The organism is Alphaproteobacteria bacterium, from assembly GCA_040905865.1.
Classification (GTDB): domain Bacteria; phylum Pseudomonadota; class Alphaproteobacteria; order UBA8366.
Genome location: JBBDQU010000085.1, coordinates 58,117 through 74,262, shown reverse-complemented (window position 1 = coordinate 74,262; position 16,146 = coordinate 58,117). Strand labels below are relative to the sequence as shown.

Annotated in this window: 13 protein-coding genes; 10 read left to right on the top strand and 3 right to left on the bottom strand. The window is 62.0% G+C overall.

Annotation, left to right across the window (positions count from 1 at the left end; all coding sequences use genetic code 11):
- Nucleotides 1-62: 62 nt before the first annotated feature.
- Nucleotides 63-1,337, bottom strand: a complete 1,275-nt coding sequence (locus WD767_20325; GenBank protein ID MEX2618439.1) for a glycosyltransferase family 4 protein — start codon at nt 1,335-1,337, stop codon at nt 63-65.
- Nucleotides 1,300-2,517: a glycosyltransferase gene (locus WD767_20320; GenBank protein ID MEX2618438.1), complete on the bottom strand. Its 1,218-nt coding sequence runs from the start codon at nt 2,515-2,517 to the stop codon at nt 1,300-1,302. The genes WD767_20325 and WD767_20320 overlap by 38 nt, the downstream gene beginning before the upstream one ends.
- Nucleotides 2,518-2,730: 213 nt before the next feature.
- Between WD767_20320 and WD767_20315 the strand changes: the two genes are divergently transcribed.
- The 3 genes from WD767_20315 to WD767_20305 are packed head-to-tail and all read left to right on the top strand — an operon-like array spanning nt 2,731 to nt 6,398.
- Entirely contained in the window at nt 2,731-5,397 is a 2,667-nt protein-coding gene (locus WD767_20315) for an ABC transporter transmembrane domain-containing protein (protein MEX2618437.1), read from the top strand.
- 17 nt (nt 5,398-5,414) lie between these two features.
- Nucleotides 5,415-5,870, top strand: a complete 456-nt coding sequence (locus WD767_20310) for a cyclic nucleotide-binding domain-containing protein (protein ID MEX2618436.1) — start codon at nt 5,415-5,417, stop codon at nt 5,868-5,870.
- A gap of 36 nt (nt 5,871-5,906) precedes the next feature.
- Nucleotides 5,907-6,398 (top strand): class I SAM-dependent methyltransferase, encoded by a 492-nt coding sequence (locus tag WD767_20305; GenBank protein ID MEX2618435.1) that lies wholly within the window; start codon nt 5,907-5,909, stop codon nt 6,396-6,398.
- Nucleotides 6,399-6,427: 29 nt separating this feature from the next.
- On the opposite strand, the gene WD767_20300 is transcribed toward WD767_20305, so the two are convergent.
- Complete coding sequence (locus tag WD767_20300; GenBank protein ID MEX2618434.1) at nt 6,428-8,113, bottom strand: PAS-domain containing protein; 1,686 nt, start codon at nt 8,111-8,113, stop codon at nt 6,428-6,430.
- A gap of 191 nt (nt 8,114-8,304) precedes the next feature.
- On the opposite strand from WD767_20300, the gene WD767_20295 reads away from it, so the two are divergent.
- From WD767_20295 to WD767_20265, 7 genes are all read left to right on the top strand, one after another.
- Complete coding sequence (locus tag WD767_20295; protein MEX2618433.1) at nt 8,305-9,057, top strand: phytanoyl-CoA dioxygenase family protein; 753 nt, start codon at nt 8,305-8,307, stop codon at nt 9,055-9,057.
- Nucleotides 9,058-9,060: 3 nt separating this feature from the next.
- The gene (locus tag WD767_20290; protein MEX2618432.1) at nt 9,061-10,239 is read left to right on the top strand and encodes a glycosyltransferase; all 1,179 of its coding nucleotides are present in this window, start codon (nt 9,061-9,063) and stop codon (nt 10,237-10,239) included.
- Between the two features lie 24 nt (nt 10,240-10,263).
- Nucleotides 10,264-11,112 (top strand): squalene synthase HpnC, encoded by an 849-nt coding sequence (gene hpnC, locus WD767_20285; GenBank protein ID MEX2618431.1) that lies wholly within the window; start codon nt 10,264-10,266, stop codon nt 11,110-11,112.
- 66 nt (nt 11,113-11,178) lie between these two features.
- The gene (gene hpnD, locus WD767_20280) at nt 11,179-12,084 is read left to right on the top strand and encodes a presqualene diphosphate synthase HpnD (GenBank protein ID MEX2618430.1); all 906 of its coding nucleotides are present in this window, start codon (nt 11,179-11,181) and stop codon (nt 12,082-12,084) included.
- Nucleotides 12,085-12,091: 7 nt separating this feature from the next.
- Nucleotides 12,092-13,345: a hydroxysqualene dehydroxylase HpnE gene (gene hpnE, locus WD767_20275; GenBank protein ID MEX2618429.1), complete on the top strand. Its 1,254-nt coding sequence runs from the start codon at nt 12,092-12,094 to the stop codon at nt 13,343-13,345.
- A gap of 122 nt (nt 13,346-13,467) precedes the next feature.
- Nucleotides 13,468-15,447, top strand: a complete 1,980-nt coding sequence (gene shc, locus WD767_20270; protein MEX2618428.1) for a squalene--hopene cyclase — start codon at nt 13,468-13,470, stop codon at nt 15,445-15,447.
- On the top strand, nt 15,444-16,142 hold the full coding sequence (locus WD767_20265; protein MEX2618427.1) for a hypothetical protein: 699 nt from the start codon (nt 15,444-15,446) through the stop codon (nt 16,140-16,142). Before shc ends, WD767_20265 begins: the two co-directional genes overlap by 4 nt.
- Nucleotides 16,143-16,146 lie beyond the last annotated feature (4 nt).

The following is a 16,146-nucleotide window of genomic DNA, read 5'->3' as shown; positions in this document are numbered from 1 at the left end:
CCGGTCGCCGGACGGAACCGGGTGATTCGGCGGCTTCAGGGGCGCATAGAATGCGACGCGCATTACGCCGCGGCGGAATGCTTGTCGTGCCGAAACCGCGCGGCCAAAAAATCGGCGCCGTCATCCATTGAAAAACAGGCATGGACGCGGTGGCGGCCCGCGTCCCCGAGGCGCCGTCGCAGGGCCGGGTCCCGGATCAGCGCCTCGAGCGCCCCGGCGGTGGCGTCGGGATCACCGGGCGGGACGAGCAATCCCGTCACGCCGTGATGCACCAGTTCGGGAATACCGGAAACCGTGGTGGAGACGACCGCGAGACCCTGGCTTTGCGCCTCCATCAGGACGTTCGGCAATCCGTCGCGGTCGCCATCCGCGGTCGTCTTGCTCGCCAGCACGAAAAGGTCGGCATCCCGCAGCGCGGCCAGAACGGCGTCCTGCGACCGGGCGCCCAGCCATTCGATGCGGTTGGCGAGGGACAGCTGCCGCGCCTGTTCCTGCAATGCCGGCAATAGCGGTCCGCCGCCGATGTGGCGGAATGTCCAGTTGATTTCCGCCGGCAGCCCGGCGAGCGCCGTCAGGAGTTCGTCATAGCCCTTCTTTGCAACGGCCCGGCCCACAGAGAGGATGGATACGGGCGCGCCGGATCCGTCAAGCGCCGGCCGCGCCGCGCCGGGCGGTGGAAATCGCGAAAAATCGAGGCCATGATAGACCAGAGAGACCGCGCCGGGGTCCGGCGCCAGCCCGCGAAGGTATTCGGTCCCCGCCGCGGTACAGGTGACCAGCCAGTCCAGGTCCGACAGTTTTTCCCGAATTTCCCATTCCGGCGTCGTCCAGATATCCTTGGCATGGGCGGAACAGCTCCAGGGCAGTCCCGTCATCATGGCTGCATACCGCGCAACCGAAGCCGGCGTATGCAGAAAATGCGCGTGCAGCCGGGTTATGCCGGCGGGCAGTTCATGCGCCAGCATGCAGGCCTGTCCGAAACGCCGTATCCTGTTGCGGGTCGGGTCGCGCCGCAAATCCGCGCGAAAGCGGGCATAGGCAGCCGCGTAGCCGGGCATTTGCCGCACAGCCGACCGTGCCGCCTGTACGCGTTCAGGCGCGTCATGGAGATATTCCGGCAGGTACAGGACGCCGGCGGCGATCTCGTCATGAATGGGGTGGGTCTGCGTATCGGTGGGATGTCGCAGGGACGCGATTTCGATTTCGATTCCGCGCTGTTCGAGGGCGCGGATTTCCTGGGCGATGAAGGTTTCCGAAAGGCGGGGATACCCTTTCAGAATGAAAAGAACAGACACGATGTCACGCGCGCTGCCGGGCCAGGGACGGGCGGGATTGATGCTCAAGGGCGCGCCGGGTCAGGATGTTCACATTTTCCAGCCCGTCGAGCAGCCCCGGTACGACCGAGTGCGAAGGCAGGTTCTGTTGCGGCAGATGGCGCAATGCCGTTGCCATGACATCCGCCTTGCGTTCCGCGTCGCCGCGCAGCATGGTCAGCAAGCCAAGCTCGGCGGCCCGGCTGGCGCGGATCAGCTGTTCCTGGCGCGGCTCCGTGCGCGGGACGATCAGCGCCCGCTTGTCGAAGGACAGGATTTCGCAGAATGTATTGTACCCGCCCATCGCGACGACCGCCAAAGCCTTGACCATCAGGCTTTCCAGATGGGCATCGAAGGTGATGGCCTCAACCTTCGGCAACCGGTCGACACGGGCGATGAATTCCGCGCGGCGATCCGATTGCATGAAGGGGCCCAGCACAATGACCGACCGGTGCGGCAGGGAGGCGGCGCTTTCATAGGCGCGAATGACCCAGTCGACCAGTTCCTCGCCATCGCCGCCGCCGCCGGGCGTAACAAGTATGAACGGGTCGCCATGCTTCACGAAGGGCAGTTCCGACGCGGTGTCGGTGTCGGCGAACCGTTGCAGGTAACCGGTATAGGTCGTCTTGCGCCGCGTTGACGCCGGCAGGTCCACGCCGATCAGCGGTTCGCATATCTGCGGCAGACCATAGATCCAGATTTCGTCGTAATATTCCTTCAGCGCGGCGGCGGCATTCTTTCGCTTCCACTCCGCTCTCAGCTGTCTGGGATCGTCCAGCACGTCACGCAACCCCAGTACGACATGGGTGCCGCGCGATTTCATGACGTCGAGCGTTTCCGCCAGTTCGCCGCGCAGGCCGAATGGCTCCTTGTCCACCAGCATGATATCGGGGTCGAAGACCTCCGCCGTGTGTCGAATGATCGAGGCCCGCATTTCAATCGCGTCCTCGATCGCCATCGGCAGCGTCAGAGAGGTGTATTCGCCGTTCCGCAGTTTGATGACCCCGGGGACCCGCACGAAATCCACCCGCGAGCGGAAATCGAAACTGCCGATAATGGGAGAACCCGAAAGGATCAGAACAGACAGGTCTTCATTCTCTTCGCACATCGCATGCGCGATGGCGCGGCATCGGCGCAGATGGCCGAGCCCGAACGAATCATGACTGTATATCAGCACGCGTGGCGGACGACGGTCTCCGCTCATGCCCTATCCCCTTTTTCCCCGCTACAGCGCGCCTACTATGGCACGTATCATGTAATAACCGGAAGTTCCGAATCTTATGATTGGTCATAAATATTGCAGCGATACCGGGCAATAATGAGCAATTTCTAAACGTTTACCATAGCAAACTGCTGCGGTAAGGTATTCTCGAGAGGGGCATACCGTTTCTGCGGCAGAAGGTCGTTACGCCGGTTCATGGAAAAATCCATTTTCAAATATATCCTGCGGTACAGTCTGCCGCAGCAGATCACGCTGCTGATCGTAATTCTGGCGTTTTATCCGTTTCTGTTTGTGTCGCTCGACCTACCGAAAATCATCATCAACAGGGCGATCAAGAGCGAAGGGGCGGCGCCCCCGTTTGAAATACCGATATTCGGTTTTGAAATACCGATAGATGTCAGCCAGCTGACCTATCTTATGGTATTGAGTTTTGCCTATCTCGGCCTGGTTTTCATTACCGGCGGGTTCAAATACTACATCAGCGTCTACAAGGGGCGGCTCGGGGAACGGCTGCTGCGGCGGATGCGCTACCAGCTGTATTCGCGGATCCTGCGGTTCCCGACGCCGCATTTCAAAAAGGTAAGCCAAGGCGAAATCATCCCGATGATCACGGCCGAAGTCGAGCCGCTGGGCGGTTTCATCGGCATTGCATTCGCCGACCCGCTGTTTTTTGGCGGTCAGCTGATCCTGATCGTCGGCTATATCATGTTGCAGGACTGGACGCTCGGCCTGGCGGCGGCGGGCATGATTCCGATACAGGGCTACATAATTCCCAAACTGCAGAAAAAGGTGAACGCGCTTGGCAAGCTGCGTGTGCAGCATGTCCGCCGCCTGTCCGACCATCTGGGCGAATCTGTTTCGAGCATCAACGAAATCCATGCGCACGATACATCGTTCTTCGAATTATCGCGGTTTACGAACCGCCTGGGCGCGATTTACGACATCCGGTACGAAATTTATCGCCGCAAGTTTTTTATCAAGTTTCTCAATAATTTCATCGACAAGCTGACGCCTTTCTTCTTCTTTTCCATCGGCGGTTATCTGGTCATTCAGGGCAGCCTCACGGTCGGCGCCCTGGTCGCCGTCCTGAATGCCTACAAGGACCTGGCGAGCCCGTGGAAGGAGCTGCTGACCTGGTATCAGCAGAAGGAAGATGCCCGCATCAAGTACGAGCAGGTGGTCGAACAGTTCGAGCCGCAGGGCATGCTGGAAGAAGAACTGCAGACGGCGGATCCCGAAGACGGGCCATCGCCGATCAGGGGGAATTTGATCGTCAACAACGTAGGCCTTGCCGACGAAGACGGCGTCCGGGCGCTGGACGCGATTTCGTTCACAGTGCCGGTTGCATCGCATACCGCCATCGTCGGCGACGGGGGCAGCGGAAAGACCGAACTCGGCACCGTTCTGGCGCGACTGGTCAGCCCGACCTCCGGCACGATTGTGTATGGCGGCAGCGACCTTGCAACACTGCCGGAGGCCGTGACCGGCCGCCGCATCGCCTATGTCGGCTCCAGCCCTTACCTGCAGGCCGCTTCTGTGGGCGACAACATTCTCTATGGGCTGAAACACCGCATGATCGGGCCGGCGGACCCCGACGCCCCGTCAATCGGCGACGCCATCGATCCCGCCGAGTCAATCGAGACCGGCAATTCCCCCTTCGATTACAACGCGGACTGGGTCGATCTGAACGAAGCCGGCGTGGCAGACCGGGAAGGCCTGAAACGGCGACTGGTCGAGATCCTGCGGCTGGTCGACATGGACGAGGAAGTATACCGTTTCGGCCTGCGCGGCGTGATCGATCCGACGCGCCAGCCGGACATTGCCGAGCGGATACTGGCCGCGCGTTCGGCGCTTCGCGACCGACTGGCCGACCCCGCCGTGGCGTTGCTGATCGAGCCCTTCGATCCAGAGAAATACAATTCCAATGCGACCGTCGCGGAAAACATTCTGTTCGGCCTGCCGATCGGCGGGTCTTTCGATCCGGAGAATCTGGCCGGAAACGACTATATCAAGAGTGTTCTGGACAAGGTGAAACTGAGCGACGATTTCCTGGAAATGGGTAAACAGGTTGCGCAGACAATGCTGGAACTGTTTGCCGATCTGCCGCCTGGCCATGAATTTTTCGAGCAGTTCAGTTTTATCGGTTCCGACGACCTGCCGGAATTTCAGGCTATTCTGGGCCGCGCGGCGCGCGGCGCCGGCGGGGTGACGCCGGCAGACCGCCAGCGCCTCATTTCGCTGCCTTTCAAGCTGATCCAGGCGCGTCATCGCCTGGATCTGATCGACGATCAGATGATCTCCCGGATCCTGGAGGCGCGCCGGGTTTTTGCCGAGGGACTGCCCGAGGACCTGCGCGACAGGATTGCCTTTTTCGACGCCGATACCTATAACGCCGCCGCATCGCTGCAGGACAATATTCTGTTCGGCAAGGTGTCCTTTGGACAGGCTCAGGCTGAAGCGAAGGCCGGCCGTCTGATAGGCGATATCGTCGACGAGCTGGATTTGCGGGAAATCGTGGTTTCCGCGGGCCTCGCATTTCCGGCGGGCAACGGCGGCGGCAGGCTGTCGCAGGGCCAGCGCCAGAAACTGGCAATCGCGCGCGGTCTGGTCCGGCACCCGGATATACTGCTACTGAACGAGGCGTCGGCGAATCTCGACGCCGTCAGTCAGAACAGGATCATGGAAAATATACTTCAGGAGCGCGAAGGGCAGGGTGTTATCTGGATTCTCAATCGTGTTTCGGATGCAAAACATTTCGACCATATTATGGTATTGAAATCCGGACGTATCGCTGAAACCGGCACGTTTGAGGAACTGCGCAATGCGAATGGTGATTTTCAGGCATTGCTGGCGGCGGGTTGAGGCCCAGGAGGTAAGTCATGAGCTTGCAGCAGGAAGTCGAACTGCTTCGGAACATTCCGCTTTTTGCGAAAATTGATCCGTCGAAGCTGAAACTGCTGGCGTTTACCAGCCAGCGATTGACGTTCGCGGCCGGGGACACCGTCTTCGAGCAGGGCGACGCCGGCGATGCGGCCTATATCATTATCGGCGGTGAAGCCGACGTCATCGTCGACACGCCGGGCGGCCCGCTGGTTGTCGCCACGCTGAAACAGAATGAAGTCGTCGGCGAAATCGCGATCCTGTGCGATGTGCCGCGAACGGCGACGGTGCGCGCAAAGGTACAGATGACGACCTTGCGCATTTCAAAGGAACTGTTTTTCAGTCTGGTCGTCGAATTTCCGGAAATCGCGGTGGAAATCATGCGGGAACTGGCGCACCGTCTGGAACAGACGACCGAGCGATTGCGGGAAGCGGTCGCCAGGTCGCAATCCTGATCCGATGATAGAAGGGACAGAAAAAAAGGTCGTTCAATGACGCGGCTCGACACGGTGATCGAACGGCTGAAGGCGCAGCGCAGCTGTCTGAATGCGGCGGCGTCAATGCTGCGCGGCCGCGAGGGGCATATTCTGGAACTCGGCCTCGGCAACGGCCGGACCTACGATCATCTGCGCCATCTTTTTCCGGTTCAGGACATTTATGTCTTTGACAAGGAAGTCGCATCGCATCCCGATTGCCGGCCGGATGAAGCCCACCTGTTTCTGGGCCGGATGCCCGAAACGCTGTTCGACGCGGCAAGGCGGCTGGGGCCGAACGCGATACTGGTGCATGCCGATATCGGGTATGGCGATGCGGCGTCGACGGCCCGGAACGTGGCGCTGCTGGGTCCGGTAATCCCAACCCTGATGTTGCCCGGCGGATTCGCGATTTGCGACCAGTCTCTTGACGGCGTGGCCGGCCTGACGCCAGCGCCCCTGCCCGCGGACGTCGCGCCGGGGCGGTACCATTTCTATCGTCGCGACTAACCGCGACCAACCTGCCGTCCGCGGAACGCTCACGCCGAGTCTGTTTCGGAATCCGTTGAACCGGTTGATCCGTTTGTTGACGGCGGGGCGTATTCCAGCGGCAGGCTGAACGCGACCGTCGTGCCTTCGCCTTCGTGGCTGTCGATGTGGATCGTGCCGCCATGCAGTTCAACCAGCGACTTGCAAAGCGACAGTCCAAGGCCGGTGCCTTCATGGGTACGGTTCAGGTTATTTTCCCCCTGTTCGAACGGTTTGAACACCCGCGACAGATCGCACTCTTGAATCCCGACGCCGTTGTCGATGACGGCAACAGTCAAAAGCGTGCCTTCGACGGCGGTATCGATACGGATGCTTCCGGCCTTCCCCGTGAATTTCAGCGCATTGGACAGCAGGTTCAGAAGCACTTGCCGTATCGCCCGTTCGTCGATGTACACGGGATTCTGCGTGTTCGAAAAACTCAGATCTATCGTGACGTTGCCACTGGCAGCCTGTTCGGACATGAGCCTGGCACAGGAACGCACCAGCGCCTCCACATACACTTCGCTGCGATTGAGCCGCCATTTGCCGGCTTCGACTTTCGACATGTCGAGGAGATCGTTAATAAGCGATAGAAGATGCTGCCCACTGGCGCATATGTCGCCAGCGTATTCGACATATTTTTTCGGGCCGATCGGGCCCAGCATCTCATTTTTCAGGATTTCTGAAAAGCCGATGATGGCGTTCATTGGCGTACGCAATTCATGGCTGATAATGCTGAGGAAGCGGGAACGGCTGGCATTGGCGGCTTCAAGCTCCGCCTTTGCGCTCGCCAGTTTCTCCAGCGCATGGACATGTTCCATGCTCTGCTTTTCAAACATGTACTTCGACATTTCGAGTTGATGCACCGTGCCGGACAGCGTGGTGCCCCGCTCGATCATCGCTAGCTCGTTTTCCTTTACTTCTGTGACGTCGGACAGGCGCGTCACGATCCCGCCATCGCGCGACCTGTGTTCGTTGACCAGAAACCATCTGCCGTCCCGATGCCGCCAGATTTCCCGGTGATCGGGAAGCAGGTGTTGACGCAGCCTTTCCCGAACCCAGTCTTCCGCTCCGGTATCGATTTGAAAATGATAGTCCGCCGCGATACGCAGGACTGCGGTGAAGGAGACGCCCGGCAGCAGATTCCCGCCCGGCGTGACGAACAGCGTTTCGAACGCGTCGTTGCGCATGATGAGTTTGTCGCGCTGGTCCCAGAAGGCAAGGGCGTCCTGGCTGTCCTCGACAGCGCTCAGGAATCGGTATTCGCCGACCTTTGACGCGGTAATATCCGTATACATCCGGATCGTGCCGCCGCTTTCGAGCATGCGTTCGCTGATGCGTATCCAGCGACCGTCGGTCAGGCGTTCGTCGTAGGGCTCAGCCATCGCGCGCCGCCTGAGAATCAGCCGCCTGGCGATCCAGCCTTCGGGATCGTCAACAATATCGGTACCGGCGATTTCGTTATTGTCGATCTTGCGCCGAAGCAGATCGGCATACGTCATGCCAACGATCCGGCCCAGTGTCTTGAACGACTGAAAGATATACCGGAAATGCGTGTTACAGTATGTCAGGCGATCATGGTCATCGAAAATGGCAATTGCGACCCGCAATTTGTCGAAGGCGGCGACAATGCGTTCATGGTCGGCATCGGGCTCGTGCTGCGGGAAGCTTTCTGCCAGCAAGTCGATGGCCCTCATGATCGGGTTCCTGATGAATTCAGATGGATTTTTGCAGTATCGTTCACGCGCGTTAACAGATCCTGAAGCAGCATGGTTAACGAATGGGTTTGCGGATCGCATGTATTGATGCCGGTACCGTCGCATGCGAAATATACGGCATGCTCCGGCCCGGTTCCCGGTTGGAAACAGTTTGAAGAGATCTATTGGTAATGCTGTCACATGAAGACGTACAGGCGTTTCGGCGGGACGGGTTTGTCGTCGTGCCGGGTATGTGCGATGCGGCCGTCATCCGCGATATAACGGCATGGACGGAGGAGGTGCTGCGCTGGCCCGAATCCCCCGGCCAACACATGATCTACTATGAAACCAGCCTGATCGACCCTGCGGCCCGCGTTGTTTCCCGGATCGAGAATTTCTGCCCGTATCACGCCGGATTCGATGCGTTGATGCGACAGGGGCCACTGGTTGACGCCATGTCGCAATTGCTGGGCGAGCCCGCCGTCCTGTTCAAGGAAAAGATCAACATGAAGATGCCCGGCGGCGATGGTTTCAGGGCGCATCAGGATGCGCAGGCCGGCTGGAACGTGTATGCGGACTTCCATGTGACCGCCCTGGTCAGCATCGACGCCGCGACACCGGAAAACGGTTGCCTGGAAATGGCCGCCGGTTGGCATAACAGGGGGCTGATCGGCGATGAATGGCGTCCCCTGGACGATGGGGCCGACAGCGAAGTGGTCTACCGGTCGTGCCCGACCCGGCCCGGCGATGTCGTTTTCTTCGATTCATATGCGCCGCATCGATCCGCGCCGAACCTGACCGAATCGCCGCGGCGCGTCCTTTATATTACCTATAACCGTCTTTCCGACGGCGACCATCGCGCGCAGTATTATGCCGACAAACGCAACAGCTATCCGCCCGACATAGAACGCGATGCCGGCAAAGAGTATGTGTTTCGCGTGTAACCGGTGGGGCAAACCGTCGTCAGTCTGGCCGTCCTGTCATGCATTGTCTGGCTGTATCTGGTGCTTTTCCGCGGCGGGTTCTGGCGCGGCGAATGCCGGGTCGGATCGGAACCTATCGAGACCTTTGACGGCCGGGACGAGTGGCCGGCGGTTGTCGTGGTGATCCCGGCCCGGAACGAAGCCGATGTCATCGGACAAACGGTTGAATCGCTGCTGACGCAGGATTATCCGCGCCCCGTTTCCGTGATCCTTGTAAACGACAACAGCGAAGACGGCACCGTCGCGGCCGCACGCGCCGCCGCCGAAGGCATTCGCGAGCAGGCGCGGCTCCGCGTCGTCGATGGCGCGCCGCTGGCGCCCGGCTGGGCCGGCAAGGTCTGGGCGATGGACCAGGGTGTATCGCATGCACGGGACCATTTTCCCGACGCGCGCTACATCCTGTTCAGCGACGCCGATATCGCGCATGAGCGGTCCAACCTGCGCCGCCTGGTCGCCAGGGCGGAGTCAGGGCAAAAGGATCTCGTTTCCATCATGGTAACGCTGGCGGTGGCGGATGTTTGGGAACGTCTGCTGGTTCCGCCTTTCGTCTTCTTTTTCCAGATGCTCTATCCCTTCGCCTGGGTGAACGACGATGCGCGTAAATCAACCGCCGCTGCGGCTGGCGGCTGCATGCTGGTGCGCCGGTCCGCGCTGGAGCGCGCCGGCGGCATGTCCGCCATGCGTGACGCGCTGATCGACGATTGCCGGCTGGCGCGCCTTATCGCGGATACCGGCGGTCGCCTCTGGCTCGGGCTGAGCGCCGAAACTCGTTCCGTCCGGCCCTATGGCGGGCTCCGCGGCGTCTGGCGCATGGTCGCGCGCAGCGCCTATACGCAGCTGGGTTATTCGCCATGGCTGCTTGCCGGATGCGTCCTGGCCATGCTGCTGGTCTTTGCGGCGCCGCCCGCGGCCGTGTTCGTCTCGCCATGGCTCGGGCCCGCCGCCGCGGTTCCGGGCCTGGCGGCTTACGGTCTGATGTGCGTAGCCTATCTCCCCACGTTAAAATTCTATCGCCGTCCTGGTGTCGCTGCGGTGTTGCTGCCGGTGGCCGCCATGCTTTACACCGCAATGACGATCGCATCCGCCATCCGGCATTGGGAAGGCAAGGGCGGCGGCTGGAAAGGCCGCGTCTATCCGCACTGATTTGCCCGTTCATATGAGGAAATCTTGTCCGATACCGTTGAAACGCCTTCCGGAAAACAAGCCAGGGATGAAAACTTCCCGGTTGGATCGTGGCTGCTGCCGGCTTCCCTGCGGCCGCATGTCGCCATCTTCTACGCCTACGCCCGGGCTATCGACGATATCGCCGATGACCCCGACCTCGCGCCGGCAGAGAAGATATCCCGGCTGGACGGGTTTGCGGATGCATTGCGCGACCCCGGCGGCGCCAATCCCGCCTTCGCCAGGGCGAACGCCATTCGCGACAGCATGGCCGCGACTCATGTGGATCCGCAGCATTGCCTCGACCTCATCGCCGCGTTCAAACAGGATGCGGTGAAATCGCGCTACGCCGACTGGGACGACCTGATGGCGTATTGCATGCTGTCCGCCGCCCCCGTCGGCCGGTACCTGATCGACCTGCATGGCGAAACGAAGGACGCCTATGCCGCATCCGACGCGCTGTGTTGCGCCCTGCAGGTGATCAATCACCTGCAGGACTGCCAGGATGACTATCGGGCGCTGGACCGGGTCTACCTGCCCGGCGACTGGATGTCCGAAGCGGGCATTACCGTGGCGTCGCTGGACGGTGCTGCCGCCAGCGCGGGCCTGCGCAGGGTGATCGATCAAAGCCTCGATTCGACAGAAACCCTTATGGCCGTCGCGGAGTCGCTGATCGGCCGGTTGCGCAATACCCGATTTGCGCTGGAAGCGGCGGTGATCGTGCGGATCGCCAACCGTCTGACGCAGGCGTTACGACGCCGGGACCCCCTGGCGGAACGGGTCGTCCTGCGCCGGCCGCAATATATCCTGTGCGGTATGGGCGGGCTTTGGGATGTGGTTCGCCGCTCCGGCTGAATCTGGTATAGAGGGGCGGGCGCCGTAGCGTTACGGTAACGGCCGTATTCCGAATCTAATCCGACGATGGCGAACTTGCAGTCTTCCGCTTCAGACGACCTGACACGCAGCGACGATGCGCCGATCGTGTTCGATGCGGCGGCGGCGCGGGAGCATGCGCGCCGGATCGTGGAACGTTCCGGCTCGTCTTTCCGCCTTGGCATGCGTGTGCTGCCGTCGGACCGGCGGGCGGCGATGTATGCGATCTACGCCTTTTGCCGGGAGGTGGACGACATTGCCGACGGGCCCGGAGACGCCGCCGGCAAGCTGGCGCGTCTGGCGGCATGGCGTGACGAAGTCGAAAGCCTGTATGACGGCCGGCCCCATTTCCCCACCGCGCAGGCGCTGCTTGATCCGGTTCAGGCATTCGGACTGCCCAGGGCGGAGTTCCTTGCCGTAATCGACGGTATGGAAATGGATGCGCGCGAAGCAATCTGGGGGCCCAGCTACGCCGATCTGTTTCTGTATTGCCGGCGCGTCGCCGGTGCGGTCGGCATGCTGTCGATTCACGCCTTTGGCGAAACCCGTCCGCCGGCGCCGGACCTGGCGGTCAGCCTGGGCAATGCCCTGCAGTTGACCAATATCCTCCGCGACGTTCATGAAGATGCCCTTGCAGGGCGGCTTTACCTGCCGCGGGAACTGCTGGACAAACATGGCGTGACGGCGACGACCGCTTCCGAATTATTGGCGGACCCGGCGGTGGCGCGCGTCTGCGCGGACCTCGCTGAAGTGGCCCGGGAAGCTTTCACCGTCAGCGCGTACCTGATGCAGCGTCTCGACCGGCGCAGGATTCGGCCGGCCATTCTGATGATGGCGGTTTATCGGCAGACGCTCGAGATGCTCCGTCGGCGCGGATGGAACCGGCTCGACGAACCGGTTGGCCTGTCGCGATGGGCGAAAATCCGCCTCGTGCTGCGGCACAGTTTCTTCTAGGGCGGGGATGACACGGGTTCATGTTGTGGGTGCGGGACTGGCGGGGCTGGCTGCGGCCGTCCGGCTCGCGGCGGCGGGCCGTCTCGTCACGGTCTACGAATCCAGCGGTCACGCCGGCGGCCGCTGCCGTTCATTTCATGACAGCGTCCTGGGCGCCGTGATCGACAATGGCAACCACATGCTGTTGAGCGGCAATCGTTCCGTCATGGCCTATCTGGACGAAACCGGCGCCGCTGACCCGCTGTCCGGACCGGGGGACGCCGCCTTTCCCTTCGTTGACCTGGCGAGCGGCGCGCGCTGGACGGTCCGGCCGAACGCCGGTCCGGTTCCGTGGTGGATCCTGTGTCCCGGCAGACGCCCGCCCGGAACCCGCCCTGTCGATTTTCTTGCCGCCCTGCGCCTTCGCCAGGCGGGCCCGGCCGCAACTGTCGAAGAGGTGCTGGGGGACACAGGGGCATTGTATGCACGTTTCTGGGAACCGTTGGCCGTGGCCGCGCTCAACACGCCGGCGGATCGTGCGGCGGCCGCGCCACTGTGGCAGGTCCTGACGGAGACCTTTGCCGGCGGCGCGGCGCTTTGCCGGCCGCTGGCCGCCCGGACCAGCCTGTCGGACAGCTTTGTGACGCCGGCTCTGTCGACGCTGGCGGCCGCGGGGGCGGATATCCGGTATGCGCATCGCCTGAAGGGCGTGGAACGGCGTAACGGCGCGATTAGCTACCTCGATTTTTCGGATACCGGTGTCGTGGTGCAGTCTGCCGATTCCGTCATCCTGGCGCTGCCTCCTGCCGGATTGAAGGCGGTTTTTCCGGACATGGCGCTGCCGGACGGCAGTCATGCCATCGTGAACGCGCATTTCCGGCTCGCGGCGCCGCTGTCCGCCGGTGACGACGTTTCCATGCTCGGACTGGTCGGCGGCCTGGCGCACTGGCTGTTCATCCGCGGTGATATTGTTTCCGTCACCGTCAGCGCCGCCGATGAACTGGCGCTTGAACCGGCCGATTCAATCGCGTGCCGGTTATGGCGGGACGTCTGCCACGCGCTGGACTGGCGCGGCGCCGCGATCCCGCCGTACCGAATCGTGAAGGAACGGCGCGCAACTTTCTCGCAAACGCCCGCCGCAATGCGGCTGCGGGCGAAAACGCGGACGGCGACCGCCAATCTTTACCTTGCCGGCGACTGGACCGATACCGGGCTGCCCGCGACCATCGAAAGCGCCATCCGCTCCGGTCACGCCGCGGCGCAGGCCGTATTAGGGGGCTGATACCGATCAGAAAGTATTCCTGCGCGAACCGGCCGCCGGTATTGACAACATTCGGATTATTGAAGCATGAAGCACCGAATCGGTATATTTGTTCGGTTGATGGGAAGATTAGCGTAATCATCATGAATGCAGCCAGGGAAGTTGGAGGGGCCGACGCATATGTCGGCGGCGTTCCACAGCAGCATGACGATGGACTTCTGAATAAAGTAGATGCGACCGTCGAAGATGCCGGCAACGCTCTGGCCGCGCTCCAGAACGGCGATGGCCACTGGGTGTTCGAACTCGAAGCCGATGTGACGATCCCGGCCGAGTATATTCTGCTGGAGCATTTTCTCGACGAAATCGACCCGGAAATAGAGAACAAGCTCGCGGTCTATCTGCGGGACAAGCAGGAATTGCATGGCGGCTGGTCGCTGTTTTACCAGGGCGATTTCGATATCAGCGCCAGCGTAAAGGCCTATTACGCGCTGAAGCTGTTTGGCGACCGTCCCGAAGAACCGCATATGACGCGCGCGCGCGACGCAATTCTCGCCCATGGCGGGGCCGAAACCTGTAATGTGTTTACGCGCATAGCGCTGGCGCTTTTCGATCAGCTTCCCTGGCGGGCGGTTCCGGTCATGCCGATTGAAATCATGTTGCTGCCGCGCTGGTTTCCCTTCCATATCTCCAAGATATCGTACTGGTCGCGCACGGTGCTGGTGCCGTTGCTGATCCTGATGGCGCTGAAGCCGCGCGCCCGCAATCCGCGCGGCGTGCATATCGAGGAGCTGTTCGTCACCCCGTCCGACGACGTCAAGCATTACATGCGCAATGCGACCGGGTCCCCCTGGGGTGCTATCATGATCGGCCTGGACAAGGTGCTGCGGATTATCGAACGGCAATATCCGAAGAACCGGCGGCAACGCGCCTTCCGAAAGGCGGAGGCATTCGTTCGCGAACGCCTGAACGGGGAAGACGGTTTGGGCGGCATTTTTCCTGCGATGGCCAATACGGTCATGGCGTTCGACCGGCTGGGGTTTCCCAAGGATCATCCGGATGTCGTTCTGGCGAAAACCGCTATCCGGCGGTTGCTCGTCCTGGAGGAAGACCGGGGGTATTGCCAGCCCTGCATGTCGCCGGTCTGGGATACCGGCCTCGCCTCGCTGGCGATGATGGAAGCGGGCGTATCGCGGGATAGCGATGCGCTGCAAAAGGCGGCGCACTGGCTGGCGGATCGCCAGGTGCTGGACGTCAGGGGCGACTGGGCGGACGGGCGTCCGGGCGTCCGGCCGGGTGGCTGGTCCTTCCAGTATAACAACGACTACTATCCGGATGTGGACGATTCCGCCGTGGTGGCCATGGCGCTGGACCGGATGGACGACCCGGCATTCGAGTCGACGCTGGACCGCGCCGAAGAATGGATTGTCGGCATGCAGTGCAGGAACGGCGGCTGGGGGTCGTTCGATGCGGAAAACACCTATACCTATCTCAATTATATCCCCTTTGCCGACCATGGCGCGCTGCTCGACCCGCCGACCGAGGATGTAACCGCACGGTGCGTCAGCATGCTGGCGCAGATGGGGCGTGAATCCGGCAAGGCGTCTGTGGCACGGGGGCTCGCCTATCTGCGGGATATGCAGCAGCCGGACGGTTCGTGGTTCGGACGCTGGGGCACGAATTATATCTACGGCACCTGGTCGGTTCTCGGCGCCTTCAATGCGGCGAATGAAGACATGTCGGCGCCTCATATCCGAAAGGCGGTGGCGTGGCTTGAAAGCCGCCAGCGGGACGATGGCGGCTGGGGTGAGGATGGCGCGACATACTGGGCCGAGACACGGACGAAGGTGAAGGCGAGCACACCGTCGCAAACGGCCTGGGCCCTGCTGGCGCTGATGGCCGCGGGGGAAATCGACTCGGACGCCGTGCGGCGCGGTATCGAATATCTCCTGTCGGCGGAACGCGACGGGGTCCGCTGGGTGGAGCCCTGGTACACGGCGGTCGGCTTCCCGCGGGTCTTTTATCTGCGCTACCACGGCTACAGCGCCTATTTCCCGCTTTGGGCGCTGGCCCGTTACCGCAACCTGAAAGCCGGTAACGCCAAGTCGGCGCCATACGGAATGTGAGCCGCCTCGGGATCGTGACGGGGCTGTCGATGGAGGCTGCCCGCATCAGGACCGCCAGTCGCGGCTTGCAGGATGCCGACATGCCGATTATCGGCGTGGCCGGCGGCAGCGCCGAACGCGCGGCCGGTCTCGCGCGGCAACAGGTGGCGGCGGGCGCAAGAGCGCTGGTCAGTTTCGGGCTTGCGGGCGGTCTCGATCCGTCGCTGCTGCCGGGCGATATCGTGATCGGCGCGACGGTCTGGCGCAATTCAGGACCGCCATTGGACATGACGGGGCCCTGGGCGCAATCCATCGCGGCCGGGCTGCAGCGGGAATGCCGCGTCCGGATCGGCGGCGTCGCGGGCGTCGATGCGCCTGCTGTTTCGGTCGCGGCGAAGGCGGCGCTTAGATTACGGTCCGGCGCTCTCGCCGTCGATATGGAAAGCCACGGTACGGCTTCGGCGGCGGCCGAACTGGGTATTCCGATACTGGTAATCCGCGCGGTCGCCGATCCGTCGATGCGGGCCGTCCCTGCCGCCGCTCTGGCGGGCATGGGATCCGACGGGCGCCGCCGTCCGTTTGCCGTATTGGGGCGCCTGCTGTTTCGCCCAAGTGACCTTCCGGGGCTCATCCGGCTGGCGGGCGACAGTGCGGCGGCAATGCGCAGCCTTGCCGTTGCGGCGCGCGTCCTGTTCAGAGAGACAGGCAGCGACTGACCAG

Coding starts and splice junctions, on each gene's coding strand:
- WD767_20300 (MEX2618434.1), bottom strand. CDS start 8,113: ATGAGGGCCATCGACTTGCTGGCAGAAAGCTTCCCGCAGCACGAGCCC.
- WD767_20305 (MEX2618435.1), top strand. CDS start 5,907: ATGACGCGGCTCGACACGGTGATCGAACGGCTGAAGGCGCAGCGCAGC.
- WD767_20295 (MEX2618433.1), top strand. CDS start 8,305: ATGCTGTCACATGAAGACGTACAGGCGTTTCGGCGGGACGGGTTTGTC.
- hpnE (MEX2618429.1), top strand. CDS start 12,092: ATGACACGGGTTCATGTTGTGGGTGCGGGACTGGCGGGGCTGGCTGCG.
- WD767_20320 (MEX2618438.1), bottom strand. CDS start 2,517: ATGAGCGGAGACCGTCGTCCGCCACGCGTGCTGATATACAGTCATGAT.
- hpnD (MEX2618430.1), top strand. CDS start 11,179: ATGGCGAACTTGCAGTCTTCCGCTTCAGACGACCTGACACGCAGCGAC.
- WD767_20310 (MEX2618436.1), top strand. CDS start 5,415: ATGAGCTTGCAGCAGGAAGTCGAACTGCTTCGGAACATTCCGCTTTTT.
- shc (MEX2618428.1), top strand. CDS start 13,468: ATGAATGCAGCCAGGGAAGTTGGAGGGGCCGACGCATATGTCGGCGGC.
- WD767_20315 (MEX2618437.1), top strand. CDS start 2,731: ATGGAAAAATCCATTTTCAAATATATCCTGCGGTACAGTCTGCCGCAG.